Source organism: Arthrobacter sp. ISL-72 (assembly GCF_018613755.1).
GTDB lineage: Bacteria > Actinomycetota > Actinomycetes > Actinomycetales > Micrococcaceae > Arthrobacter.
Map to the genome: position 1 here is coordinate 88,014 of NZ_JAGGPP010000001.1, position 23,976 is coordinate 111,989.

Below are 23,976 nucleotides of genomic sequence, written 5' to 3' on the forward strand. Positions count from 1 at the left end.
CCCCCAGCACACCGGCACCACCACAGACTTCAGAAAGAGAACCACAATGAGCAACGTTGCAGTCATCGGACTCGGAATCATGGGACTGCCCATGGCCATCAACCTCGTCAAGGCCGGGCACACCGTCACCGGTTTCAACCGAAGCCAGGACAAGATCGACAAGCTCGTCTCCGAAGGCGGCAAGGGTGCCACGAGCATCGCGGACGCCGTCAAGGATGCCGACGTCGTCATCACCATGGTGCCGGACTCCCCCGATGTTGAGGGCGTAGTCAGCGGCGAGGACGGCGTCTTCGCCAACGCGAAGAAGGGCACCTTGTGGATCGACGCGTCCAGCATCCGACCGGACGTCGCCAAGCGCCTCTCCGAGGACGCCGTTGCAGCAGGCATCCGCCCGCTCGACGCCCCGGTTTCCGGCGGTGAGCAGGGCGCCATCGACGCCGCCCTGTCCATCATGGTCGGCGGCGAGGCAGCTGACTTCGAGGCAGCGCAGGACGTCCTCAACGCCGTCGGCAAGACCATCGTCCACGTCGGCCCCTCCGGCTCCGGCCAGACCGTCAAGGCTGCGAACCAGCTGATCGTCGCCGTCAACATCGAGGTCCTCGGCGAGGCCATCGCCTTCCTCGAGGCCTACGGCGTGGACACGGACGCCGCCCTCAAGGTCCTCGGCGGCGGCCTGGCCGGCTCCAAGGTCCTCGACCAGAAGGGCCAGAAGATGCTCGACCGCAACTTCGACCCCGGCTTCCGCCTGGCCCTCCACCACAAGGACCTGGGCATCGTCACCTCCGCCGCCCGCGAAGCCAACGTCTCCATCCCGCTCGGCGCCGTCGTCGCCCAGCTCGTCGCCGCCACCGTGAATCAGGGCGACGGCGGCCTGGACCACTCGGGACTCTTCAAGCAGGTCCTCCAGCTCAGCGGCCGGAAGTAACCCACTCCCCCTCCCGAGTTTTTGTCCAGATAATCGGCGCAAATGGACCTTTAGAGGCCATTATCTGGACAAAAACTCGTAGCAGCAGCACCGGTTTGGGCAGGCGTTTCGAAAGGCTTTGCCACCCGGGCTTTCTTCAGCACACCCATTTTCGGGCTAGACAAGCCCCGCCACAGACTTCCCCTAGGAGCACACAATGACCAAGATGCGCACCGTAGACGCTGCCGTCGCGATCCTGGAAAAGGAGGGCGCCACCGAGGCGTTCGGCCTGCCAGGCGCGGCGATCAACCCGTTCTACTCCGCCATGCGGAACCACGGCGGCATCCGCCACACCCTGGCCCGCCACGTTGAAGGCGCCAGCCACATGGCCGACGGCTACAGTCGTGCCGCGGACGGCAACATCGGCATCTGCATCGGGACCTCCGGCCCTGCCGGCACCGACATGATCACGGGGCTTTATGCGGCGTGGGCCGACTCCATCCCCATGCTCTGCATCACCGGCCAGGCCCCCGTTGCCAAGCTGCACAAGGAAGACTTCCAGGCCGTGGACATCGAGTCCATCGCCAAGCCCGTCACCAAGATGGCCATGACCATCCTGGAGCCCGGCCAGGTTCCTGGCGCGTTCCAGAAGGCCTTCCAGCTGATGCGCTCCGGCCGCCCGGGCCCGGTGCTGCTGGACCTGCCGATCGACGTGCAGATGGCCGAGATCGAGTTCGACATCGACACCTATGAGCCGCTGCCCATCGAAAAGCCCAGGGCCAGCCGCAAGCAGCTGGAAAAGGCCCTGGACATGCTGACCGCCGGCGAACGCCCGCTGATCGTTGCAGGCGGCGGCATCATCAACGCCGGCGCCTCCGCGCAGCTGGTGGAACTGGCCGAGCTGCTGAACGTTCCCGTCATCCCCACCCTGATGGGCTGGGGCGCCATCGCCGACGACCACCCCCTGATGGCCGGCATGGTGGGCCTGCAGACCAGCCACCGCTACGGCAACGAGAACTACCTGCGCAGCGACTTCGTGATCGGCATCGGCAACCGGTGGGCCAACCGCCACACCGGCGGCCTTGACACCTACACGGCCGGCCGCACGTTCGTGCACATCGACATCGAGCCCACACAGATCGGCCGCGTGTTCTCCCCCGACTTCGGCATCGCGTCCGACGCCGGTGCCGCACTGGACGGACTGCTGGAACTGGCCCGGGAACGCCGCGCGGCCGGCACCCTGCCGGACTACACTGCCTGGGTTGCCGAGTGCGCCGAGCGCAAGGCCAGCCTGCACCGCAAGACGCACTTCGAGAACATCCCCATCAAGCCGCAGCGCGTGTACGAGGAGATGAACAAGGCGTTCGGCAAGGACACCACCTACGTGTCCACCATCGGCCTGTCCCAGATCGCCGGCGCCCAGATGCTGCATGTGTTCGGCCCGCGCAAGTGGATCAACGCTGGCCAGGCCGGCCCGCTGGGCTGGACCGCTCCCGCGGCCCTGGGTGTTGTCCGCGGCAAGCCGGACGAGACCGTGGTTGCCCTGTCCGGTGACTACGACTTCCAGTTCATGATCGAGGAACTGGCCGTGGGCGCGCAGTTCAACCTGCCGTACATCCACGTGGTGGTCAACAACTCCTACCTGGGCCTGATCCGCCAGTCCCAGCGCGGCTTCAAGATGGAACAGAACGTCTCCCTGGCGTTCGAGAACATCAACTCCACTGATCTTTCCGCGAACGCAGCGGGCTACGGAGTGGACCACATCAAGGTGGCCGAGGGCCTGGGCTGCAAGGCCGTCCGCGTGGAGGACCCCAACGACCTGGCCTCCGCGTTCGACAAGGCCAAGGCCCTGGCCGGCGAGTTCCAGGTGCCCGTGGTGGTGGAAGTGATCCTGGAAAAGATCACCAACATCTCCATGGGTGTGGAAATCAACGCGGTCAACGAGTTCGAGGAACTCGCGGAGACCAGCGCCGACGCCCCCACCGCCATCCTGGCCCTGCAGGCCTAATCATGCGGATCGTGATCGCACCGGACAAGTTCAAGGGTTCGCTGTCCGCGCCGGAGGTGGCCCGGCACCTCGACGCCGGGCTGCAGTCGGCAACCGGCCATAACCTTGACGTCCTCCGGATTCCGGTGGCCGACGGCGGCGAGGGAACCCTCGATGCCGCCGTCGGCTCCGGCTTCACCCGCCGGAGCGCCACGGTCAGCGGCCCTACCGGGCAACCGCTCCGGGCGGGCTTCGCGGTCCGCGGCCGGGAAGCAGTCATCGAAATGGCGGCCGCTTCCGGCCTCGCCGCCCTCCCCGGCAACAGCACCGGCGGCGACGGTGACGGCACCGGAGACGGTGACGGCGGCCGGCCGGACTCGGCCAGCGCCAAGGGCGCCACCAGCCTCGGGACCGGGGAACTGATCCGGGCAGCGCTCGACGCCGGGTGCCGGCAGATCATTCTGGGCGTCGGCGGGAGCGCCAACACAGACGGCGGCGCCGGCGTGCTGCAGGGTCTCGGCGCCCAGCTCCTCGACGCCGACGGCAACGAACTGCCGCCCGGCGGCGCGGCCCTCGCCAGGCTCGACAGGATCGACTTCTCCGGATTCGATTCCCGCCTTGACGAGGCCCGGTTTGTCCTCGCCAGCGACGTGGACAATCCACTGCTCGGAGCCGAAGGCGCCCCTGCAATCTTCGGACCGCAAAAGGGCGCCACCCCCGAAGACGTAAAAATCCTCGACGCCGCTCTGGCCCGTTTCGTGGATGTGCTCGCAGCTGAAATCGGCTCCCGCGCAGTGCGGGCAGCCGACGCACCCGGCGCAGGAGCGGCGGGCGGAGTGGGCTACGCGGCCATCGCGGTCCTGGCCGCGACGCGCAGGCCGGGCATCGACGTCGTGCTTGAATTCACCGGACTGGCGGACCGGCTGGCCGGCGCGGACCTGGTGATCACGGGCGAAGGCAGCCTGGACGAACAGAGCCTGCTCGGCAAGACTCCCATGGGCGTGGCGCGGGCGGCTGCCCGCGCCGGCGTTCCGGTGGTGGCAGTCTGCGGCCGGACCACGCTGACTCCGGAGCAGCAGAAGGAATCGGGTTTCCGGCAGGTCTACCCGCTGACGTCGCTGGAGTCCAAGGTAGAAATATGTATAGCCGAAGCAGGACCCCTGCTTGAACAATTAGGAAAAAATATCGGCCGTCACTTGGCAGACCTGATGCCAACGAACAGCGCCGCCTCAAAGGAGCCCCTCAATGTCTGAAGAAAGCTTTGACCTCGTCATCCGGGGCCGGCGCATCCTGACCACCGCCGGCATCGCAGCCCGTGAAGTAGGAGTCCGCGGCGGCAAGATCGTCGCCATCGAGCCGCTCGGCAACGGCCTGTCCGGCGCCGAGGTGATCGAACTGGCGGACGACGAAACCCTGATCCCCGGCCTGGTGGACACCCACGTCCACGTCAATGAGCCCGGCCGCACCGAGTGGGAGGGCTTTGCGTCCGCCACCCGCGCAGCCGCGGCCGGAGGCGTGACCACCATCATCGACATGCCGCTGAACTCCATCCCGCCCACCACCAACGTGGAAGGCCTCAAGCTCAAGCGCGAGGTGGCCGAAGACCAGGCGTTTGTGGACGTCGGATTCTGGGGCGGTGCCATCCCCGGGAACAAGGCGGACCTGCGCCCGCTGCACGACGAGGGTGTGTTCGGTTTCAAGTGCTTCCTGCTGCACTCCGGCGTGGACGAATTCCCGCACCTGGAGGCGGACGAGATGGAAGAGGACATGCGCGAGCTGAAATCCTTCGACTCGCTCATGATCGTCCACGCCGAGGACTCGCACGCAATCGACCACGCACCCCACCCCGGCGGCGCACACTACTCCACTTTCCTGGCCTCCCGCCCCCGGGGTGCCGAGAACAAGGCCATCGCCGAGGTGATCGAGCGCGCCCGCTGGACCGGCGCCCGCGCCCACATCCTGCACCTGTCCTCCTCCGACGCGCTGCCGATGATCGCTTCGGCAAAGCGCGACGGCGTGCACCTCACCGTGGAGACCTGCCCGCACTACCTCACACTGATGGCCGAGGAAATCCCCGACGGCGCCACGGCGTACAAGTGCTGCCCGCCCATCCGTGAGGCCTCCAACCGCGAGCTCCTCTGGCAGGGGCTGCAGGACGGCACGATCGACTGCATCGTCTCGGACCACTCGCCGTCGACGCTTGACCTGAAGGACCTGGAGAACGGCGACTTCGCCGTGGCCTGGGGCGGGGTCTCCTCCCTGCAGCTTGGCCTGTCCCTGATCTGGACCGAAGCCCGTCACCGCGGCATCCCGCTGGAGCAGGTGGTGTCCTGGATGGCCGAGAAGCCGGCCGCCCTGGCCCGGCTCTCCAACAAGGGGCAGCTGGCGCTCGGCTACGACGCCGACTTCTCCGTCTTCGCTCCCGACGAGGCCTTCGTGGTGGACGTGTCCAAGCTCAAGCACAAGAACCCCATCACTCCGTACGACGGCAAAGCACTCTCCGGCGTGGTCCGCAAGACATTCCTGCGCGGGAACGTGGTGGACGGCCGGACTCCGGGCGGAAAGCTCATCCGCCGCGGCGGCGTCTGAGGCATACCGCCATGGCAGTCCAGGTACATTCCCCGCGCGGCATATGTACGCCCGGCCCTGCGAAAGTGGGGCGGGTGCCGGCCGGGCCAGTGCGAGAGGGTCCGGCGCCGGCTGGCCCGGCCCCGGCTGGCGCCGCGCTCAAGGCCCATGGGCTGGCCGTCTGGGTGACTCCGGGCGGCGAGGACATTGACGACGCCGTGCTGGCACGTGCCGCGGAACTGTTGCTGGCGCGTGCACTGAAGATTGCTCCGGAGGCGGAAGTTCATGTCTGGCCCGCCGCCGGAGCTGCAAACTCCGCTACCGCCGCCGCCCCGCCGGGGGGACCGCAAGGGCACGCCGGTAGCAGAACCCAGGTGCCGTCGTCGTCCGTTCCGGAGGACTCCCCGGAGGACGACGACGGCGCAACTCCCCTCCCGCCGTCGGCCGGCCCCGCCAGCCTCGTCTCCGTTGACCTTGCCGCCGGCGAGGTGCGGTTGGACGGACAGCCGGTGGCACTGACCGGCGTCGAATTCAAGCTGCTGCGCTACCTCGTGGAGAACTGCTCGCGGGCCATCAGCCGGGAGGAGCTGCGGCTGTTCCTGGAGTCGTTCGATTCGCCCGCGGCGGCCTCCCGTTCCATCGATGTGTACGTGGGCCGGGTGCGGCGGAAGCTGCTGCGGGGCCGGCACGCGATCGCCACGGTGCGTGGCGGCGGCTACCAGTTTGTCCCGGGCCCGCACACGAAAGTGCGCGGACCTGCGGAATACTGCATCTGAACGCGTGGTTGTTTCAGTAACAGCCGTCTGCCACACCCGTTGGGTACGTTGAGTACGCAGCTTTGTCAGAATCAGACTCCCAAAGGATCCTCATGAGCCCCACCCTGACCATCAAGCTTCAGCCCGGAACTCAGGCACCGGACTTCACCCTGCCCGACGCCGAGGGCATTCCGACGTCGCTGGCCGACTACCGCGGCAAGAACGTCATTGTGTACTTCTACCCGGAAGCCGCCACCCCCGGCTGCACCACTGAGGCCTGCGACTTCCGCGACAGCCTGGCGTCCCTGCAGGGATCCGGCTACGAGGTCCTGGGCGTCTCCCCCGACGCCCCCGAAAAGCTGGCCCACTTCACCGGCGACTTCGCCCTGACCTTCCCGCTCCTGGCCGACGAGGACCACTCCGTGGCCCTGGCCTACGGCGCCTGGGGTGAGAAGCTGCGCGACGGCGAAGTCACCGAGGGCATCGTCCGCTCCACCGTGGTGCTGGACACCGAAGGCAAAGTGAAGCTGGCCCAGTACCAGGTCAAGGCCCAGGGCCACGTGGCGGCGCTGAAGGAAGCCCTCGGCGTCTAGGACGCTCTCTCACTACCAGCCAGAAAACCCGGAACGCTCTCTCACCATTGAGAGAGCGTTCCGGTTTAAGCGACAGGAAGTGAGAAAGCGTCGGGGTGGTTAGAGGGGACCCTGGCCGGGAAAGGCCGGGCCCGGCACGGCCCCGCTGCTCCGGGGCCCGCGCCCCCTGCTCACAGCTGGCCGGCGGCCAGCACTGGCTGACGGACCTGAGCCGGGGTGAAGCGGGCTCCGGCGTCGGGGAAGCCTGGAACCTCGATGCGGGCATGGCTGTGGACTTCAGTAACGGTGGCCCGCGTGTGCTCGGCGATCTTGGCCAGGGTGGTGACCCACATGCCGTCCATTGCCTTGACCTGGCTGATCAGCTGTTCCAGCGCCACCGCTTTGGACGGCCGGCCGGAGATGAAGGGATGGTTCGTCAGCACGAAGCAACTTCCCGCCGCGTGGTGAGCCTCGGCCTCGAGTGTCCACATCTCGAGGACCTTGGCGGGGCTTTCGATGACTCCGCTGCCGGTGACTCCCGGGTAGAAGGCGTACTGCTCCCAGTCGTCCAGTGCCCAGTCGACCGGGATCTCGACCAGGTCCCTGGAGTCGCCGTCGGCGACGCTGAAGCGGTACGGGGCATCGCCGTCGAGCAGGCTTGAGTCGTAGAGGAAGCCGCGGTCCGCAAGGAGCGCCGGCGAGTGCCAGTTCAATTCCCACCAGGGGGCGCGGTAGCCCACCGGCCGCACTCCTGCGACATTGGCCAGCGCTTCCAGGCCGCGGTCGATGTACCGTGCCTCGGTGGCGGCGTCGATGCCCTGCATGGGTTCGTGCAGGTAGCCGTGGTGCGCGATCTCGTGCCCCGCGTCCGCGATCCGGCGAACCACATCCGGGTAGCTTTCGGCAGTGAATCCGGGGATGAAGAACGTGGCCTGGATGTCGTGGCGCTGCAGGATCTGGAGCAGCCGCGGCACCGCAACCTTGGGTCCGTAGGACTGGTGGCTCATGAGGGACATCCGGCGTGTGCTGGCGGGATCATGGGCAATGGTGCATGACTCGGCATCGACATCGAACGTGAAGGATGCGGCAGCTTTGAACCCTTCGGGCCAGGTGATGGGGTGGGCGGAGTCCGGGAAGGCGGGAAAATCCATGGTCCGGTTCCTTTCTAGAGCGAGACGGCTGTGGTGGACGGGCGGGCTGCTGTTTCCGGCACGTCTGCCGGGACCGGCTGCGCTCCCGCGTTGGCCAGGAACTTGCGGTGAACCCGGGGGCCGAGAACCGCATAGCACCCGGCGCTGCTGAGTCCGCCGGCCAGCCAGGACAGGTCCCAGCCGCCCAGGGCCACGGCGATGGGGCCCTGCATTACCGGGACCAGCCCGTACATGAACAGCCAGGTGGCGAAGATGCCGAACAGGAGGGACGCGACGCCGGCCCAGTTGACACCGGGGAGCCGCTTGGTGCCCACGCGGTCGAACAGCCGCGCGGTGTCGCCGGGCCAGCGCTTCTCGATCCAGAAGTAGTGCACCAGCATGACGCCGCCCCAGGCAGCCACCCACGCCACGAGTCCGATGAGCCAGGCGTCCAGCACGGCGGCGAAGTCCTCTTGGAAGATGAAGAAGACGACGGCGGCCAGCGAGAACACGCCGACGAAAAGGTTCAGCTTGCGGCGGCTGATGGTGATGTCGAGTGCCTGCGTCGCGACGGAGAAGGTGTAGATGTTCAGGATGTTCGTGGCGATGGGCCCGTGCAGGACCATCAGGAGCACGGGAAGTGCAAGGACTCCGAAATTCTGGACGATGAGCTTTCCGGGGTCGATTTCGCCGCTGTTGGTGGCGAGGCTGGCGCCCAGGACGCCGAGCCAGACGACCGGGATGAACTGTCCCAGGACCGAGGCCAGGTAGACCTTCCGCTTCGGCACTTCGGTGCTGACGAAGCGTGAGTAGTCGGCGGCGTAGGTGAACCAGGTGATGCCCCAGCCGATTCCGATTGCTGTCATCACGGCGCTCATCGCGGCGATGCGCTCCGAGCCTTCGAGGATGTTGTCGGCGGGACCGGCGTATGCCCAGTCGATCTTCATGCCGAACCACGCGACGGCGGACATGACAGCAAGGATGATGATGGTGGGCGGAACTGTCCACTTTTCAAACGCGGCAATGGCTTTGTAGCCGAACCAGGCGATGGCTACCTGTGCAGCCATGATGGTGGTGGCCACGCCGATCTTCCAGCCGTAGTTATGGGCCGTTGGGTCAACCCAGCCAAGGGTGCCGAACAATGCCATGACCAGGTCCAGGATGATCCACGTGTTGACCGCACACCATCCGATGACCAGCAGGGCCTGGATGGCGGCGGGCAGGTAGTTTCCGCGCCTGCCGAAAGCTGCGCGGGCCAGCACCATGCCGGTGGCGCCCGTCTTCTGTCCGAGCAGGACGAAGCAGCCAAACAGGAGCATGCCGATCAGGTTCCCCAAAACCAGGACGGTAACGGTGTCGGCAAACCCGAGACCGAGGTGGATGCCGAGGGCGCCGAGTACCCAGTTGATCGGTGCCAGGTTGGCTCCGGCCCAGATCCAGAACTGCCCGGAAACCTTCCGTGTCCGCTTTGATTCCGGGATGGGCTGTAGCCAGGCTTCGACATCTTCGCCGGCCACGGGCGCTTGGCCGGCCGGGACTGCAGAGGAGTTGTTGTGCATGTGGTGCCTCCGTGGGGGAAAGGGATACCGCCAGATTATGTGTCACAGGCCACACCCAACAAGATACGATGTGTACATCAAATAGACCTTTTGCGTGACGGAGCGTAATGCCTATATTCCTCTCGGAAGTGTTGAAACACCCGACTCTCACGGCCGCTGATCCGGTGATCCGCGCAGGTGCGGCCGCAGTCGCGGCTACGCAGCTGCGGTGGGTTCACTCGAGCGAGGTCCTGGACATTGCGCCGTTGCTGAGCGGCGGTGAACTGCTTCTCACCGGCGGCGACGCATTGGTTTCGGCCCCTGACGGGCGGCGGGCGGAGTACGTCCGGCAGTTGGCTGAACGCGGTGTCGGCGCGCTGGTGGTGGAAACAGGGCAGACCCTTGCGTCCCTGCCGTCCTCCATGATCCGGGCGGCGGAAGAAGCGGGACTGCCCCTGATCGAGTTCCGCAAAGTGGTGCCGTTTGTGGGCATCATGCAGGCCATCAACTCGATGCTTGTCAGCGAGTCGGTGGCCCATCTGCGCCGCGCGGATGAGGCGAGCCACGCCATGGCTGTCGAGTTGGCCCACGGCAGTGGCCTGGATCAGATTCTGGCCGTGTTGGCCGGAATCATTGGAGCGACGCTGGAGCTATCGACGGTGTCCGGCGTGACGCTCGGGACCGCAGCATCGGAGGTTTCCGGCCCAGCCACTGCCAGCCCGGCTGACGGAACCCTGATCAACATCGACGTTCCCGTCCGGGGCGTGCCTTCCGCACGGCTGCTGATCAACGTCCCGTCCGACGGCGACGTCAACCTCGCGCGCGTTGCCGGCGGACGCTGCGTGGACATCCTTTCGCTGGCACTGCTGCAGCGGATGCCGCCGGGGCTGAAAGAGGTGGCCGGGACTGCACTGCTGCGGGCGGTCAGCTCGGGCAGCCAGCCGTGGCGGCTTCAGCAGCTCTCGCCGGCGGCCGGGATCCCGCCCTCGGCAACGGTGGTGGCCGTCGTCGTCAGGACTTCCACGTCGCAACATCTGCGGGCGGCCATGGATAAAGTCCTGAAGCGGTGGGCGCAGCAGAGTGCCAGCTACGTGGACAATGCGGAGTTCCTCGCCGTTGCCGCTCTTCCTTTTGACGGGGCCGCGGCGGCGCGGGCCGAGCTCGTGGCTGCTCTGCGGGAACTCCCCGTGGAGGCCGGAACCATGACGGCGGTGGGCCCGTTGGCGGGCGGCATCGAAAACGCGCCGTGGTCGCTCTCGGAGGCTAAATGTGCCTTGGACCTTACCGTGAACGGTTCGCGCCGGACGGCGGCACGGCCGGCGTCGGACGCGGAAGGTGTAGTGCACGACGTCGAAAATCTCGCCGTGGAGCGCTTGGCGGTGCAGCACCTGGACCAGGACGCGCGGCAAAATTTTGTCCGTCAGCAGCTGGGCCCTGTGCTGGAGCACGATGCCCGGCGGAACTCGCAACTGCTGGCCACGCTGGCAGTCTGGCTCGATTCCGGCTGCAATACGGCGCAGGCCGCCCGGGAATTGCATGTGGAACGGCAGTCGATGCACCACCGCCTGCAGCGGATTTTTGAGCTGTGCGGCGGCGACCCCCGGGGAACGGGCCGGCTCGCTGCACTCCACCTGGCCACCCGCCTGGCCGTTCTCTAGCCGGGACCCAGGGGACGCTCCCTCACTTAACGCAAGAAAAACCGGGATCCCCTCTCACCGCGGTGAGAGGGGATCCCGGTTTAACCGACCGGTAGTGAGAGAGGGTCCCGGTTTAACCGACCGTTAGTGAGAGAGCGTCGGGGTTGGGTTGGGCTCGGGTTACCGGAGCACCACTGTCCTGTTCCCCCGCAGGATCACCCGGCCCTCGCAGTGCCAGCGGACGGCGTTGCTGAGGGCCTTGCACTCGGTGTCGCGGCCGGCGGCCACCAGGTCCTCCGGGCCGTAGGTGTGGTCCACTTCCACGGTCTGTTGGGCAATGATCGGCCCCTCGTCGAGCTCGGCGTTGACGTAATGCGCGGTGGCGCCTACGGTCTTCACGCCGCGGGCGTAGGCCTGGTGGTACGGCTTGGCGCCCTTGAAGCTCGGCAGGAACGAGTGGTGGATGTTGATGGCCCGGCCCTCGAGCTTGCGGGTGAGGTTGTCGCTGAGGACCTGCATGTAGCGCGCCAGCACCACGAGTTCGACGTCGAGCTCGTCCACGAGTTCCAGCAGCCTCGCTTCCGCCTCGGGCTTGGTGGCGGCAGTGACGGGCACGTGGAAGAACGGGATGCCGTGCCATTCCACCAGCGTCTGGTGGTCGGTGTGGTTGGAGACCACGGCCACCACGTCCACCGGCAGTTCCCCGATCCGGGCGCGGAACAGGAGGTCGTTGAGGCAGTGCCCGAACTTGGACACCATGATCAGCACGCGGCGCTTGGCGCCGTTCGGCTCAAGCCGCCAGCGCATCCCGAAGCGTTCGGCCACGGGGGCAAAAGCGGCCCGCAGGGTGTCCGCGGTGGAGGCATCGCCGTCGGACGCGAAGTGCACCCGCATAAAGAAGTGGCCTTCGGAGCGTTCGCCGAACTGCTGGTTGTCGATGATGTCGCAGCCGTGTTCCAGCAGGAAGCCGGAGACGGCGTGGACGATGCCCGGCGACTCCCGGCAGTCGAGCGTCAGGACGTGTTCCACGGTGGTCGCGGGCTGGCCGGAGAAGGATTCAGTCTGAATGGCAGTCATGGCTCAGCACTCGATCACGTTCACGGCGAGGCCCCCACGGGACGTCTCCTTGTATTTGGTTTTCATGTCCGCTCCTGTCTCACGCATTGTCTTAATTGCTTTATCCAGCGACACCTTGTGGCTGCCGTCGCCGTGCAGGGCCAGCCGCGCGGCGTTGATGGCCTTCACGCTGGCGATCGCGTTCCGTTCGATGCAGGGAATCTGCACCAGGCCGCCCACGGGATCGCAGGTCAGCCCGAGGTTGTGTTCAATCCCCACTTCTGCGGCGTTTTCCACCTGTGCGGGTGTGCCGCCGAGCACCTCGCACAGCCCGGCGGCTGCCATGGAGCAGGCCGAGCCGACTTCGCCCTGGCACCCCACTTCGGCGCCGGAGATGGAGGCGTTGATCTTGAAGAGAATCCCGACGGCGGCCGCCGCCAGCAGGAAACGGACCACACCGTCGTCGTCGGCTCCCGGAACGAACTTGACGTAGTAGTGCAGCACCGCCGGCACGATGCCGGCCGCCCCGTTGGTGGGGGCCGTGACGATCCGCCCGCCGGCCGCGTTTTCCTCGTTGACGGCCAGCGCGAAGAGGTTTACCCACTCCATGGCCCGGAGCGGGTCCGTGACGCCGGTGTCCGCCGTCAGGGTCTGGAAGAGCTGCGGCGCCCGGCGCCTGACCTTCAGCCCGCCGGGAAGGATCCCTTCCGCGGCGCAGCCGTTGTTCACGCATTCGCGCATGACGGCCCACAATTTCAGCAGTTCCTCGCGGAGCTCCGCTTCGCTGCGCCACACCAGTTCGTTGGCCAGCATCACGTCCGAGATCGACATGCCTTCGCGGCTGCAGATCTCCAACAGCTCGTTGGCGGTGGTGAACGGGTACGGCAGCGGGGTCTCATCGGCCACGACCTGGTCACCGGCGTCGGCGTCGCCGTCAACAACGAAGCCGCCGCCGATCGAATAGAAGCTCCGTTCGCTGAGCACGGCACCGGTGTGGTCCAGGGCCCGGAAGGTCATGCCGTTCGGGTGGGCGGGCAAGGACTTGCGGCGGTGCAGCACCACGTCCTCGTCCCAGTTGAAGTCCACCCGGTGGTCCCCGCCGATCCGGAGTTCGGCGTCGAGTGCCGCGGCAGCCACCTGGTCGTCAGCGGTGGAGGTGTCCACCGTTTCCGGGTCCAGGCCCTGGAGCCCGAGCACCACGGCCTTGTCGGAGCCGTGGCCGCGGCCGGTGGCACCGAGCGATCCGAACAGTTCCGACTGGACCCGGACGGTGGCGTTCAGGTGGCCGTCAGCTTTGAGTCCGTCAGCGAACAGTTTCGCCGCCCGCATCGGGCCGACCGTGTGTGACGACGACGGCCCGATGCCAACGGAGAACAGATCCAGGGCGCTGAGCGCCATCAGGGCACCTCGGGGGAAGCAAACTCCCTCATGGCGTCCAGGAGCCACCTGCCCAGGAAGTCCGCGAAGGAGGCCCGCGGGAAGATCCGGTAGCTTTCCTCGCCGGGCTTCAGCAGGATGACCGGGATGTTGCCGACTTCCGTGTTCACTGCAGTTCCCGGGGTGAAGCTGCGGGGGTGCAGGTCCAGGGCGCAGCCCTTCTCCAGGACGGCGCGGGCGCGCGGGCCGGCGAGTTCGAATGTGGTGCGGTTGGCGGAGAGGTCCACCACCTGGCCCGGAGCGTCACCCAGGGCGGCCACAAGGGAGCCGATGAGGTCTCCGCCGAGTGAGTCGTGGGCCTCTTCCGGTGCCACCATCAGGAACTCGGACGGTCCCAGCCAGAGGACGCTGACGCGCTCCGTGCCGGCCACTTCGCCGCACCGTGCCGGCAGGCCGCCGACGACGGAAGCGATGCGTGACCCCGCTTCGGAACGGGGGTCCACGCGGACGCCCGCCATGGTCTGGAACGGGCCCTCCTTCAGGACAACGGTTCCTTCGACGGACCCGGCTTCCAGTGCGCCGGCCAGGTGTGAGGCCGGGCTGCGGCGGATGTCCCGGAGTCCATTGATGCCTTCGAGTGCTGCTGTGTTAGCCATCTTTGCGGGTCCCTTCGGGGTCAAAAAGTACGGTTTCTGCGACGACAACATCCACCAGCTGGTCGCCGGCGGCGGCCACCAGGGTCTCGCCGATGCGGTTGCGGCCATTCTTGATCAGTGCCAGCCCGAACGACCTGCCCAGGGCGGCGCTGTGGTAGCTCGAGGTCACGAAGCCCTGCATGGGCACGGGGCCGTAGGCCGGGTTGGTCGGAATTCCCTTTTCGACCAGCTGGGTGCCTTCCGGGAGCCGCAGGGTTCCGTCCACGGGAAGGACGCTGACCAGGTGCTTGCGGTCCTCGCGCTGCCCGTCCACCCGGGAGTAGGAGCGCTTGCCGATGAAGTCCTTGGCCTTGGAGACCACCCATTCCATTCCGGCGTCCTGCGGGGTGACCGTGCCGTCGGTGTCCTGCCCGACGATCGGGTAGCCCTTTTCGGCGCGGAGCACGTGCATCGTTTCGGTGCCGTAGGGGGTGATGTTGAATTCGGCACCGGCGGCGGCCACGGATTCCCAGGTGTTCAGCCCGTACCAGGACGGCACGTTGATTTCGTAGGCCAGTTCACCGGAGAAGGAGATGCGGCAAATCCGCGCCTGCACGCCGGAGGCGAGGGTGGTTTCGCGGAAGGTCATGAACGGGAAGGCTTCGGCATCCAGGCCGCCGTCGGCGGCGAGTTCCGGTGCCACCTTGGCTATCACTGCGCGGGATTTCGGCCCGACGACGGCAATGGTGCTCCACTGTTCGGTCACCGAGGTGCAGTGCACGTCCAGTTCCGGCCATTCGGTCTGCAGCCACTCCTCCAGCCAGTCCAGCACCTTCGCGGCGCCGCCGGTGGTGGTGGTCATGAAGAACCGGTCCTCGTCGAGGCGAAGGGTCACGCCGTCGTCGAAAATCATGCCGTCCGCCATGCACATGACGCCGTAGCGGGCGGAGCCGGGTGCGAGCTTCTTGAAGGCGTTGGTGTAGATCCGGTTGAGGAACTCCCCGGCGTCCTTGCCCCGGATTTCGATCTTGCCGAGCGTGGTGGCGTCCATGAAGCCCACGGAGTCGCGGACGGCGGCGCACTCGCGCAGCACGGCGGCGTCCATGTCCTCGCCGTCCTGCGGGTAGTACCAGGGACGCTTCCACTGCCCGACGTCCTCGAACAGCGCGCCCTGGGCAACGTGCCACGGGTGGATCGAGGTGACGCGGGCGGGATCGAACAGTTCGCCGCGCTGGCGGCCGGCGAGGGCCGCGAACGCCACCGGGGTGAACGGTGCCCGGTAGGTGGTGGTGCCGATGTCGCCGATGCCCCGGGACGCTTCGCCAGCCTGGCGGAGCGCCGCGGCGATGACGCCGATCGCGTTGACGCCTGAGGTCTTGCCCTGGTCGTTGGCGGTGCTGATGGAGGTGTAGCGCTTGATGTGCTCCACCGAGCGCATGCCGGCTCCCGTGGACCGCAGCACGTCAGCCACGGACTGGTCACGCTGGAAGTCAACGAAGTGGTGGTGCCAGTCATCCGGCGTACCGGCCTGGCCCGGGACCAGCCACAGCTGGCGGGTGGGGGCGGAGGCCTTCGGCTCGCCGATCGGGGCGGGCTGCACGGCGGATTCAAAGCCGGCGGCGATGGCGGCCGTAGCGCCGGCGGAGATGCCTTCGGTGAGGCAGTCAGCGAGTTCGAAGCTGCCGCGGCCGGAGCCGACAATCTGCTGGTTCGGGACCACGGTGCTCGGCACGAAAGCCGCCAGCTCCTCGTCCCAGCGCAGCTTGCCCTGCCGCTGCGAGTGGAGGTGCACCAGCGGGCTCCAGCCGCCGGAGACTGCCAGCAGGTCGCAGGCGATCTCTTCGATGCCGGAGGTGAGTTCGCCGTCGTCGTTGATGCTGCGGACGGTGACGCTGTCCAGCCGGCCTGCGTTTGTGCCGGCGGCGGATTCGGAGGAGGCGGTGTTTGCCACCGCGCTGCCGATCAGCACGCGGGTGCCGGATTCGACGGCGGCCGCGGCCACCTCGGTGAGACGGGGACGGGCGTCGACGACGGCCGCCACCTTGACGCCGGCGGCCCGCAGGTCCGCGGCCAGGGTGTAGGCGCTGTCATTGGTGGTGCTGATGACCACGCGCTTCCCGGCTGCCACCGCGTAGCGGTTGAGGTAGCTGCGGACGGCCGAGGCGAGCATGATGCCGGGCCGGTCGTTGTTCTCGAAGACCAGGGGCCGTTCGTGCGCTCCGGGGGCCAGGACCACCTGGTTGGCACGGATGTGCCAAATCCGCTGCCGGGACACACCCGGGGCGGCCGGGCTGGACAGGTGGTCGGTGCGGTTCTGCACGGCGATGACGTAGTTGGCGTCGTAGGCGCCGAAGGCCGTGGTGCGGTTCAGGACCGTGGATTCAGCGGCTGAGACGAGCTCGGCCTCCACGTCGGCCACCCATTCCAGGGCTGGCTTGCCCTCGATGGAGTCGGCCAGGTCCGATGCAGTGGAGCCGGACAGGAGCGATCCGCCCAGTTCGGGCTGATCGTCCAGCAGCATCACGCGGGCACCGGTGCGCACGGCTTCGCGGGCCGCGGCGAGGCCGGCGGGGCCGCCGCCGATCACCAGGACGTCCGTGTGCACGTACTTCTTGTCGTACTCGGCGCGGTCCTCCTCCGGGTCCAGCCGGCCGAGGCCGTTGAGCAGTTCCGCGTTCAGTCCGTCCACCAGGGACACGGTGGTGGCGGGGAGCATGGACTCGGCAACGTGGCCCGGGAAGCGGGCCGCAACCTTGACCAGCGCGTTGGCTTCCTCGACGCCGGCGGACATGATGCCGCGGGGACGGTCCTCGTAGAGCGAGTTGCCGGCGGCGATGCGGCCGTTGGCGAGCAGCGCAGAGGCGAGCGTGTCGCCGGGGTGTCCGGTGAATTCTTCGCCGTCCACGGTGAAACGCCAGGAGATGCTGCGGTCGATGCGTCCGCCGGCGGCGAGGCGGGCGTTCTGGGAAGTCACTTGGTTGCTCCTTCCGGGGCGGTGGTGCTGGCAGTGCCGGACGAAGCGGCGTCAGGGGCGGCGGTGCCGGTGGTGGTGCTGTCAGCGGCGGTGCTGGCAGTGCCGGATTCGGCCGCCGGCGGGACGGCCGCGGCCGGGCGCGGTGTACCCATCGGATAAACGGCCTGGATGTCGTAGGTGACGGTGTCGCGGAGCATGTTGAACCACTGCCGGCAGCCGGTGCTGTGCACCCACCGCTCGGCGAAGGTGCCCTTGGTGTTCTCGCGGTAGAACAGGAACTCGGCCCATTCGCGGTCGTTCAGCTCGTTCGGGTTTTCCGGGTAGGCCACGTGGGCCTGGCCGCCGTAGTGGAATTCGGTCTCGTCGCGCGAGCCGCAGTTGGGGCATGTGATGAGCAGCATGTGCGTCTTCTTTCTATGGACGGCGGCTAGTGGGCGACGGCGGCTGCGCCGTGTTCGTCGATCAGGGCTCCGGTTTCGAAGCGTTCCAGCGCGAACGGCTTGTTCAGCTTGTGCGGGGCGCCTGTGGCGATGGTGTGCGCGAAAGTGAGTCCGGCAGCCGGGGTGCCCTTGAAGCCGCCGGTTCCCCAGCCGCAGTTCACGAACATGTTGTCCACCGGTGTGGTGCCGACGATCGGCGAGGCATCCAGCGTGGTGTCCACGATGCCGCCCCAGGTCCGGAGCACATGCGCCCGGGCGAAAATCGGGAACAGTTCGACGGCGGCGGCCATCTGGTTTTCGATCACGTGGAAGGAGCCGCGCTGGCCATAGCCGTTGTAGGAGTCAACGCCGGCGCCCATGACCAGTTCGCCCTTGTGTGCCTGCGAGACGTAGACGTGCACGTGGTTGGACATCACCACGGTGGGGTGGACCGGTTCGTGCAGTTCCGAGACCAGCGCCTGGAGCGGGTGGGACTGGATGGGGAGCCGGAAGCCCGCCATTTCCGCCAGGACCGAGCTGTGCCCGGCGGCGCACAGGCCTACCTTTTCGGTGTTGATGGTGCCGCGGTTGGTCTTGACGCCCACCACGCGGTTGCCGTCCTTGAGGAAGCCGGTGACTTCGCAGTTCTGGATGATGTCCACGCCGAGTTCGTCGCACTTGCGGGCAAACGCCCAGGCCACGTGGTCGTGCTTGGCGATGCCGGCGCGGGGCTGGTAGGTGGCACCCATGACGGGGTAGCGGATGTTGTCGCTGATGTTCAGGATGGGGCACAGTTCCTTGACCTGGTCCGGTTCCAGCCATTCAGCGTCCACGCCATTGAGCTTGTTGGCTCCCACCCGGCGGATGCTTTCGCGGACGTCGCCCAGGGTGTGGGCGAGGTTCATGACGCCGCGCTGGCTGAACAGGAAGTCGTATTCCAGCTCCTCCGGCAGGATCTCCCACAGCTTCAGTGCGTGCTCGTAGATGGCCGCGCTCTCGTCCCACAGGTAGTTGGAACGGATGATGGTGGTGTTGCGGGCCATGTTGCCGCCGGCCAGCCAGCCCTTTTCCAGGACGGCGATGTTGGTCATGCCGTGGTTCTTGGCCAGGAAGTACGCCGTGGCCAGGCCGTGTCCGCCGCCGCCCACGATCACTGCGTCGTAGGAGGACTTGGGCTCCGGGTTTCGCCAGAGGAAATCCGGGTGCTCCGGGAGCTGCTGGGTGCTCACTGGGCTGCTCCAATCATTGCTGTCTCGAGTTCGGTGTAGGCGGCAATTTCGGTGCCGTTAATGAGGTGGGGGTAGAGCGGGAACTGTTCGGCGAGCGCGGTGACCCGGGCGCGGAGTTCGACGGCGGTGTCCTCGCTGAGCGATTCACCCTCACCGGTGCCGTTACTGTTTGTGCCACTACTGGCGGAGGCGATCAGCGCCGTCGCAATGATGTCCGCAACTTCGGCGAACTCCGTGGCGCCGAAGCCGCGGGTCGCGAGGGCGGGGGTGCCGATCCGGAGGCCGGAGGACACCATCGGCGGGCGGGGGTCGAACGGAACGGCGTTGCGGTTGACCGTGATGCCGATGCGGTGCAGCGCGTCTTCGGCCTGCTGCCCGTCCAGCCGTGAGTTCCGGAGGTCCACAAGGACCAGGTGGACGTCGGTGCCGCCGTTGACCACGGAGATGCCGGCTGCGGCGACGTCGTCCCGGAGGAGGCGCTCAGCCAGCAGCTTGGATCCCTGCAGGACGCGTTCCTGGCGTTCCTTGAATTCCGGGGAGCCGGCGAGCTTGAAGGCCACGGCCTTGGCGGCAATGACGTGCTCCAGCGGGCCGCCCTGCTGGCCGGGGAAGACGGCACTGTTGATCTTCTTGGCGTACTGCTCCTTGGCCAGGATGACTCCGCCGCGCGGTCCGCCGAGGGTCTTGTGGGTGGTGGTGGTGACGACGTCGGCGTACGGCACCGGGTTGGGGTGAAGCCCCGCGGCGACCAGGCCGGCGAAGTGGGCCATGTCCACCATGAGGTAGGCGCCAACGAGGTCGGCGATGCGGCGGAACTCGGCGAAGTCGAGCTGGCGGGAGTATGCGGACCAACCGGCCACGATCAGCTTCGGCTTGTGTTCAAGGGCGAGGGCCTCTACTTCCGCCATGTCCACCCGAAGGTCGGACTCACGGACGTGGTAGGGCACCACGTTGTAGAGCTTGCCGGAGAAGTTGATTTTCATGCCGTGGGTGAGGTGTCCGCCGTGCGCCAGGGAAAGGCCCAGGATGGTGTCGCCCGGGTTCAGCAGTGCGAACATGGCGGCCGCATTGGCCTGCGCGCCGGAGTGCGGCTGGACGTTGGCGAACTCTGCGCCGAACAGGGCCTTCACCCGGTCAATGGCAAGCTGCTCAACCACGTCAACGTGCTCGCAGCCGCCGTAGTAGCGCTTCCCCGGGTAGCCCTCGGCGTACTTGTTGGTCAGGACCGAGCCCTGGGCCTCCATGACCGCGGCGGGGGCGAAATTCTCCGAGGCAATCATTTCCAGTGTTGACTGCTGGCGATCCAGCTCGCGGACGATGGCCTGCTGGACCTCGGGGTCGACTGCGGAAAGTCGCTCGTTCAACTGCTCAACCACGGTTGCTCCTTTGAAATACTATTGCTAGATAACTAATATATTAGTGTGGAATCAATGGTATGATTAGGATCACAAGAGAGTCAAGGGGTCAGCCTAAAATGGCACTAAGCTTCCGTTTGAACCCTGATTCTGAGTAGCGATGATCGGAGCGGCGCCTTGAACGCACTTCCCCTCCTGCCTCCCGCCGAGGACGAGGCCCCGTCCCAGGCGGAGGCCGCGTACCGGCAGCTCCGCGACAAACTCATCATGCTCGAGATCCGGCCGGGCGAACCCATCAATGACGGGCAGCTGGCGGCCGAGTTCGGCTCCGGCCGCACTCCCGTGCGCGAGGCGATCAAGCGGCTGGAGGTGGACCACCTTGTGGTTTCCTATCCGCGCCGGGGAACGTTCGCCACCAACGTGGACTTCACGGAACTGGCTGACGTCTCGGAGGTGCGGGAGCTGCTCGAACCGCTGGCGGCGCGCCGCGCTGCCACCAGGGCAAGTGCGGCCATGCGCCGCGAACTGCTGCACGTCGCCAAAACCATTGCCGAGCTGGATCCCAGCCCCGCGGAGTCCCGTGACCTCATGCGGTACGACCTGACCGTCCACCGCCTGATCTACAAGGCGGCCGCGAATCCGCACCTCGAGGACACCCTGATCCGCTACGACAACCTGGCAACGCGGATCTGGTGTGTGGTCCTGGACAAGGTCCCTTCGGTGAGCGGGCACATCACCGAGCACGTGGAACTCTTGGAAGCCGTGGCGGAAGGCGATGCCGACAGGGCCGGCAAGTTGGCGCTGCACCACGTGACGAGCTTCGAGGAGACCATCCGGAAGGTGCTGTAGGGCTATGCCCGGGCGTGATCGCCTTGGCACGGCCGCTGCGGCGGGCATGACCGGACCGATCCTATTCGTGACGGTGTTCAGTCTTTTCGGCTGGCTGGATGGTTAGCCAGCCTGATTGCGTCCGGACCGTTCACGACGGACCCCTCGTCAGTGTTTGACCAGACCAGCGTGCACGGCATAGTGCATGGCATCTTCGGGGCCATCGTCTTCACATTCGCCCCTCTCAGTTGCTTCGTGTTCTACCGGCGCTTCCGCAGCGATCAGCTTTGGCACCCGCTGGCGGGCTGGACGCTGGCCAGCGGGATTTTCCTCGTCGTCGGGAACGGGCTGCTCAAGGTCAGTCAGCAGCCCGGTGGCGGTCTGTTCGAGTGCAAGGGCCTTGTCCAGCGCACCATTCTTGTCATATTCATGGCATGGGTCTTCGCGGTCGCCTGCCGCTTGCGCCCGCGAGCGCCGGCTTCCAGGCAACGGTTGGGCGAAGCTGGCGCTCCACAATAAAAAGCGGCGCGCTCCCTCAAATGCGAGGAAACGCGCCGCGCGCTGAGGGTTACGGGAAAGGACTAGTGGCCGCCCCCGCCGATCACGCCTTGTTCCACGGCCTTCGTGACGGCGTCCGCCTCGGCCTGGGTCAGCTTGCCGTCGGTGACGGCCGTGTCCAGCCTGGCCTTGAGCGCGGCCGCGCGTTCGGCCTGGTCAGCGGTCCGGATTTCCTCCAAGGCCGCGGTGACCTTTGATTCCTCGACCCCTAGCGACTCGGCCAGCGCCTTGGCCAGCGCCGCATCCTGGGCCGAACGGTCCGGTTTGGTGCCATCAGCCGGCTTGGTGCCTTCAGTGGGCTTGTTTGCTTCCCGGAACGCCTGGATGGCTTCGGTCACCTTCGCCTCTTCCACGCCAAGCTTTGTCGCTAGGTCAGCAGCAAGCTGGCCGCGGTCGCCCTTGTGGCCGCCGCGCATTCCCTGGCCGTCCGCCGGCGCCGTGGTCCCAGCCGATGCGCTGGCGCTCGGGCTTGGCGTGGGAGTCTCGGCAGCCGAAGCCATTCCGGTAACGCCCATGCCGGCGCCGAGGGCCAATGCCCCGGCCGTAAGGCCGAGGGTGATTCTTTTCGTGCGTGACATCGTTTGTCTCCTTGATCCGCCGTGCAGAACGGCTCTTGCGGAAGAGCGGCTGTTTCACCGTCTGAGACAAAGATGCGCGCCGAAGATCAGTCAGGCCTGTTGGAAAACTGTCACTGCGCTGTGAATGCCGGAATGGCACCTGCGAAAGGCTTCAGCCGTGTCGCTTCCAGCGCTTCGGCCACTTCATGTTCAGCAGCAGCACGCCCAGCATCAGGGAATCGATCGTCATGATCGCCGCGATCAGGTAGGCCCATCCGGTCATTATCATGCGCGGCTCACCTCCGGCCGGCGTCCCGCGGTGGTGTGTACCAGAATGCCCATGACGATCTCCTGATGTGGATCCCCCCAGTCAATCGATAGTTCCACCAAGTCTGGCACGCCGCGGCAAGGGACGGAACGGCGAGCACTACTCGAATGATGCTCTGTCCAGGCGCCAACGAGGGCCTGCGCTACTCGCTCGATAACAGATAGTGCAACGAAGGTTTGGTGCCGGAAGCCTGCCGGGCAAACAGCTGCGAAGCCGTCGTCGCCCTAGGCAACGACGGCTTCGCAATCTGCCGTGACCGAATTAGATGATCGCGGCGCGCAGTTCCTTGGCGGCCAGCGCGGGATCAGCGGCGCTGTAGATGGAACCGCCGACGACGGCTACATCGGCGCCGGCGCGCTGGACCGCGTTGATGGTGGAAATATTTACGCCGCCGGCCACGGAGAACGGCACCCGGGCTTCCTCGCCGGCGCTGAGCAGCACGTCCAGGTTGTAGCCCGGCTTCGCCTGCTCGTCGAGTCCGGCGTGGAATTCGATGAACTTGGCGCCCAGCGCGCGGGCTTCCTTGGCGCGGGTCACCTTGTCCGCGACGCCGATCAGGTCAACCACGATGCCCTTGTTGTGGGCCTTCGCCGCCTTGACGGCGCCGGCGATGGTGGAGTCGTCCGCGCTGCCCAGGACGGAGACCAGGTCTGCGCCTGCGCTGAAGGCGATCTCGGCTTCGAGTTCACCGGCGTCCATCGTCTTCATGTCGGCAAAAACGATCTTGTCCGGGTGGGCCGTCTTGACGGCGGTCACGGCGGAGAGCCCGGCGTTCTTCACCAGCGGGGTGCCGAGCTCAATGATGTCGACGTATTCGGCCACCTTGCCTGCCAGTTCAAGGGCGGCTTCGACTGTGAGGACATCCATGGCGACTTGCAGTTTCATGTGTTTTCTTCCTTGGGTTTGTTTTGGGTGGTGCGTGGACGGGTCTGTGGCTATTCGAGGTTGGCGTGGCGTTTCCAGAGCTCTTCCGGCGCCGCCGCGTCCTCGTCCCAAAGGCTCTGGAAGACCGCTTCGGTGGTGGCAAACAGCACCTGTTCGAAGAGGCTTCCGGAATATTGCCGGGTCACGGCCGAGCCGTGATCCGTTTTTTGGGCTGCCGGGATAAGCACGACGGCGGCGGCTACTGCCGCGAGCGGGGAACCCGGGTTCGTGGTGTAGGCGGCCACCCGGGCGCCTTGTGCTGCTGCGGTTTCCGCCGCCTTGACGACGCAGGCGGTTGTGCCGGAGCCGGAGGCTGCGAGCAACAGGTCGCCCGGGCGGATAGCCGGGGCGGTCGTCTCGCCAACTACGTGCACTGTCAGGCCGAGATGCATGAGCCGCATGGCCGCCATTTTCAGGACGAGGCCGCTGCGTCCGGCTCCGGTTACGAAGATCCTGTCGGCCAGCCTCAGTTCGGTCACGAGGGACGCCACCTGGGCGGGATCCACGCGCTGGAACACTTCGCTGATTTCGTCCTGGACAAGAATCCGGTTGCGGCTGAAGGCACGGGATGTATCGGCATGGGCGGCCGGGTCGGTTTCCGTGATGACGCTCATTGGCTGCTACCTCCTTCTACGAAAGTCGTTA

The 23,976-nt window shown here is 66.7% G+C and carries 21 protein-coding genes; 9 read left to right on the forward strand and 12 right to left on the reverse strand.

Annotated elements, in window-relative coordinates:
* Positions 1 to 46 precede the first annotated feature (46 nt).
* The 6 genes from J7I92_RS00470 (at position 47) to bcp (ending at position 6,807) form a co-directional block, all read left to right on the forward strand.
* Complete coding sequence (locus J7I92_RS00470; RefSeq protein ID WP_214835841.1) at positions 47 to 925, forward strand: 2-hydroxy-3-oxopropionate reductase; 879 nt, start codon at positions 47 to 49, stop codon at positions 923 to 925.
* 196 nt (positions 926 to 1,121) lie between these two features.
* A complete protein-coding gene (gcl, locus tag J7I92_RS00475) occupies positions 1,122 to 2,912 on the forward strand; it encodes a glyoxylate carboligase (protein ID WP_214835844.1) in 1,791 nt (596 codons plus the stop codon).
* Between the two features lie 2 nt (positions 2,913 to 2,914).
* Positions 2,915 to 4,144: a glycerate kinase gene (locus J7I92_RS00480; protein WP_214835846.1), complete on the forward strand. Its 1,230-nt coding sequence runs from the start codon at positions 2,915 to 2,917 to the stop codon at positions 4,142 to 4,144.
* Positions 4,137 to 5,480, forward strand: coding sequence for an allantoinase AllB (gene allB / locus J7I92_RS00485; protein WP_214835849.1), 1,344 nt, complete (start codon positions 4,137 to 4,139; stop codon positions 5,478 to 5,480). Before J7I92_RS00480 ends, allB begins: the two co-directional genes overlap by 8 nt.
* A gap of 11 nt (positions 5,481 to 5,491) precedes the next feature.
* The gene (locus J7I92_RS00490) at positions 5,492 to 6,235 is read left to right on the forward strand and encodes a winged helix-turn-helix domain-containing protein (RefSeq protein WP_214835852.1); all 744 of its coding nucleotides are present in this window, start codon (positions 5,492 to 5,494) and stop codon (positions 6,233 to 6,235) included.
* 92 nt (positions 6,236 to 6,327) lie between these two features.
* Positions 6,328 to 6,807, forward strand: coding sequence for a thioredoxin-dependent thiol peroxidase (gene bcp / locus J7I92_RS00495; RefSeq protein WP_214835855.1), 480 nt, complete (start codon positions 6,328 to 6,330; stop codon positions 6,805 to 6,807).
* A gap of 170 nt (positions 6,808 to 6,977) precedes the next feature.
* Here the strand turns inward: bcp and J7I92_RS00500 are convergent, their stop codons facing one another.
* Positions 6,978 to 7,937, reverse strand: a complete 960-nt coding sequence (locus J7I92_RS00500) for a polysaccharide deacetylase (protein WP_214835858.1) — start codon at positions 7,935 to 7,937, stop codon at positions 6,978 to 6,980.
* Between the two features lie 14 nt (positions 7,938 to 7,951).
* A complete protein-coding gene (locus tag J7I92_RS00505) occupies positions 7,952 to 9,475 on the reverse strand; it encodes a cytosine permease (RefSeq protein WP_214835861.1) in 1,524 nt (507 codons plus the stop codon).
* A 107-nt stretch (positions 9,476 to 9,582) separates the two neighbouring features.
* Between J7I92_RS00505 and J7I92_RS00510 the strand changes: the two genes are divergently transcribed.
* On the forward strand, positions 9,583 to 11,112 hold the full coding sequence (locus tag J7I92_RS00510; RefSeq protein WP_214835864.1) for a PucR family transcriptional regulator: 1,530 nt from the start codon (positions 9,583 to 9,585) through the stop codon (positions 11,110 to 11,112).
* Positions 11,113 to 11,271: 159 nt separating this feature from the next.
* Here J7I92_RS00510 and purU read toward each other — a convergent pair whose 3' ends face one another.
* The 7 genes from purU to glyA are packed head-to-tail and all read right to left on the reverse strand — an operon-like array spanning position 11,272 to position 20,157.
* A complete protein-coding gene (purU, locus tag J7I92_RS00515; RefSeq protein WP_214835867.1) occupies positions 11,272 to 12,168 on the reverse strand; it encodes a formyltetrahydrofolate deformylase in 897 nt (298 codons plus the stop codon).
* 3 nt (positions 12,169 to 12,171) lie between these two features.
* On the reverse strand, positions 12,172 to 13,545 hold the full coding sequence (locus J7I92_RS00520) for an L-serine ammonia-lyase (RefSeq protein WP_214835870.1): 1,374 nt from the start codon (positions 13,543 to 13,545) through the stop codon (positions 12,172 to 12,174).
* Positions 13,545 to 14,180 (reverse strand): sarcosine oxidase subunit gamma, encoded by a 636-nt coding sequence (locus tag J7I92_RS00525; protein ID WP_214835873.1) that lies wholly within the window; start codon positions 14,178 to 14,180, stop codon positions 13,545 to 13,547. Before J7I92_RS00525 ends, J7I92_RS00520 begins: the two co-directional genes overlap by 1 nt.
* Positions 14,173 to 17,133, reverse strand: coding sequence for a sarcosine oxidase subunit alpha family protein (locus tag J7I92_RS00530; RefSeq protein ID WP_214835877.1), 2,961 nt, complete (start codon positions 17,131 to 17,133; stop codon positions 14,173 to 14,175). Before J7I92_RS00530 ends, J7I92_RS00525 begins: the two co-directional genes overlap by 8 nt.
* Positions 17,130 to 17,534 (reverse strand): sarcosine oxidase subunit delta, encoded by a 405-nt coding sequence (locus J7I92_RS00535; protein WP_214835879.1) that lies wholly within the window; start codon positions 17,532 to 17,534, stop codon positions 17,130 to 17,132. Before J7I92_RS00535 ends, J7I92_RS00530 begins: the two co-directional genes overlap by 4 nt.
* Positions 17,535 to 17,560: 26 nt before the next feature.
* Positions 17,561 to 18,781 (reverse strand): sarcosine oxidase subunit beta family protein, encoded by a 1,221-nt coding sequence (locus tag J7I92_RS00540; protein WP_214835882.1) that lies wholly within the window; start codon positions 18,779 to 18,781, stop codon positions 17,561 to 17,563.
* The gene (gene glyA, locus J7I92_RS00545; protein WP_311379982.1) at positions 18,778 to 20,157 is read right to left on the reverse strand and encodes a serine hydroxymethyltransferase; all 1,380 of its coding nucleotides are present in this window, start codon (positions 20,155 to 20,157) and stop codon (positions 18,778 to 18,780) included. The genes J7I92_RS00540 and glyA overlap by 4 nt, the downstream gene beginning before the upstream one ends.
* A gap of 156 nt (positions 20,158 to 20,313) precedes the next feature.
* Between glyA and J7I92_RS00550 the strand changes: the two genes are divergently transcribed.
* Positions 20,314 to 20,985, forward strand: a complete 672-nt coding sequence (locus tag J7I92_RS00550; RefSeq protein WP_214835885.1) for a GntR family transcriptional regulator — start codon at positions 20,314 to 20,316, stop codon at positions 20,983 to 20,985.
* A gap of 90 nt (positions 20,986 to 21,075) precedes the next feature.
* The gene (locus tag J7I92_RS00555; protein ID WP_285290045.1) at positions 21,076 to 21,483 is read left to right on the forward strand and encodes a DUF998 domain-containing protein; all 408 of its coding nucleotides are present in this window, start codon (positions 21,076 to 21,078) and stop codon (positions 21,481 to 21,483) included.
* A gap of 62 nt (positions 21,484 to 21,545) precedes the next feature.
* On the opposite strand, the gene J7I92_RS00560 is transcribed toward J7I92_RS00555, so the two are convergent.
* The 3 genes from J7I92_RS00560 to hxlB all read right to left on the reverse strand — a co-directional run bounded on the left by J7I92_RS00560 (position 21,546) and on the right by hxlB (position 23,945).
* Positions 21,546 to 22,100: a hypothetical protein gene (locus J7I92_RS00560; protein WP_214835887.1), complete on the reverse strand. Its 555-nt coding sequence runs from the start codon at positions 22,098 to 22,100 to the stop codon at positions 21,546 to 21,548.
* Between the two features lie 568 nt (positions 22,101 to 22,668).
* Positions 22,669 to 23,292 carry a 3-hexulose-6-phosphate synthase gene (hxlA, locus tag J7I92_RS00565; RefSeq protein WP_214835890.1) on the reverse strand — a complete coding sequence of 208 codons (624 nt, stop codon included), beginning with the start codon at positions 23,290 to 23,292 and terminating at the stop codon, positions 22,669 to 22,671.
* A 50-nt stretch (positions 23,293 to 23,342) separates the two neighbouring features.
* Positions 23,343 to 23,945, reverse strand: coding sequence for a 6-phospho-3-hexuloisomerase (gene hxlB / locus J7I92_RS00570; RefSeq protein ID WP_214835893.1), 603 nt, complete (start codon positions 23,943 to 23,945; stop codon positions 23,343 to 23,345).
* Between the last annotated feature and the right edge of the window lie 31 nt (positions 23,946 to 23,976).

Coding starts and splice junctions, on each gene's coding strand:
- J7I92_RS00470 (WP_214835841.1), top strand. CDS start 47: ATGAGCAACGTTGCAGTCATCGGACTCGGAATCATGGGACTGCCCATG.
- gcl (WP_214835844.1), top strand. CDS start 1,122: ATGACCAAGATGCGCACCGTAGACGCTGCCGTCGCGATCCTGGAAAAG.
- J7I92_RS00480 (WP_214835846.1), top strand. CDS start 2,915: ATGCGGATCGTGATCGCACCGGACAAGTTCAAGGGTTCGCTGTCCGCG.
- allB (WP_214835849.1), top strand. CDS start 4,137: ATGTCTGAAGAAAGCTTTGACCTCGTCATCCGGGGCCGGCGCATCCTG.
- J7I92_RS00490 (WP_214835852.1), top strand. CDS start 5,492: ATGGCAGTCCAGGTACATTCCCCGCGCGGCATATGTACGCCCGGCCCT.
- bcp (WP_214835855.1), top strand. CDS start 6,328: ATGAGCCCCACCCTGACCATCAAGCTTCAGCCCGGAACTCAGGCACCG.
- J7I92_RS00500 (WP_214835858.1), bottom strand. CDS start 7,937: ATGGATTTTCCCGCCTTCCCGGACTCCGCCCACCCCATCACCTGGCCC.
- J7I92_RS00505 (WP_214835861.1), bottom strand. CDS start 9,475: ATGCACAACAACTCCTCTGCAGTCCCGGCCGGCCAAGCGCCCGTGGCC.
- J7I92_RS00510 (WP_214835864.1), top strand. CDS start 9,583: ATGCCTATATTCCTCTCGGAAGTGTTGAAACACCCGACTCTCACGGCC.
- purU (WP_214835867.1), bottom strand. CDS start 12,168: ATGACTGCCATTCAGACTGAATCCTTCTCCGGCCAGCCCGCGACCACC.
- J7I92_RS00520 (WP_214835870.1), bottom strand. CDS start 13,545: ATGGCGCTCAGCGCCCTGGATCTGTTCTCCGTTGGCATCGGGCCGTCG.
- J7I92_RS00525 (WP_214835873.1), bottom strand. CDS start 14,180: ATGGCTAACACAGCAGCACTCGAAGGCATCAATGGACTCCGGGACATC.
- J7I92_RS00535 (WP_214835879.1), bottom strand. CDS start 17,534: ATGCTGCTCATCACATGCCCCAACTGCGGCTCGCGCGACGAGACCGAA.
- J7I92_RS00560 (WP_214835887.1), bottom strand. CDS start 22,100: ATGTCACGCACGAAAAGAATCACCCTCGGCCTTACGGCCGGGGCATTG.
- hxlA (WP_214835890.1), bottom strand. CDS start 23,292: ATGAAACTGCAAGTCGCCATGGATGTCCTCACAGTCGAAGCCGCCCTT.
- hxlB (WP_214835893.1), bottom strand. CDS start 23,945: ATGAGCGTCATCACGGAAACCGACCCGGCCGCCCATGCCGATACATCC.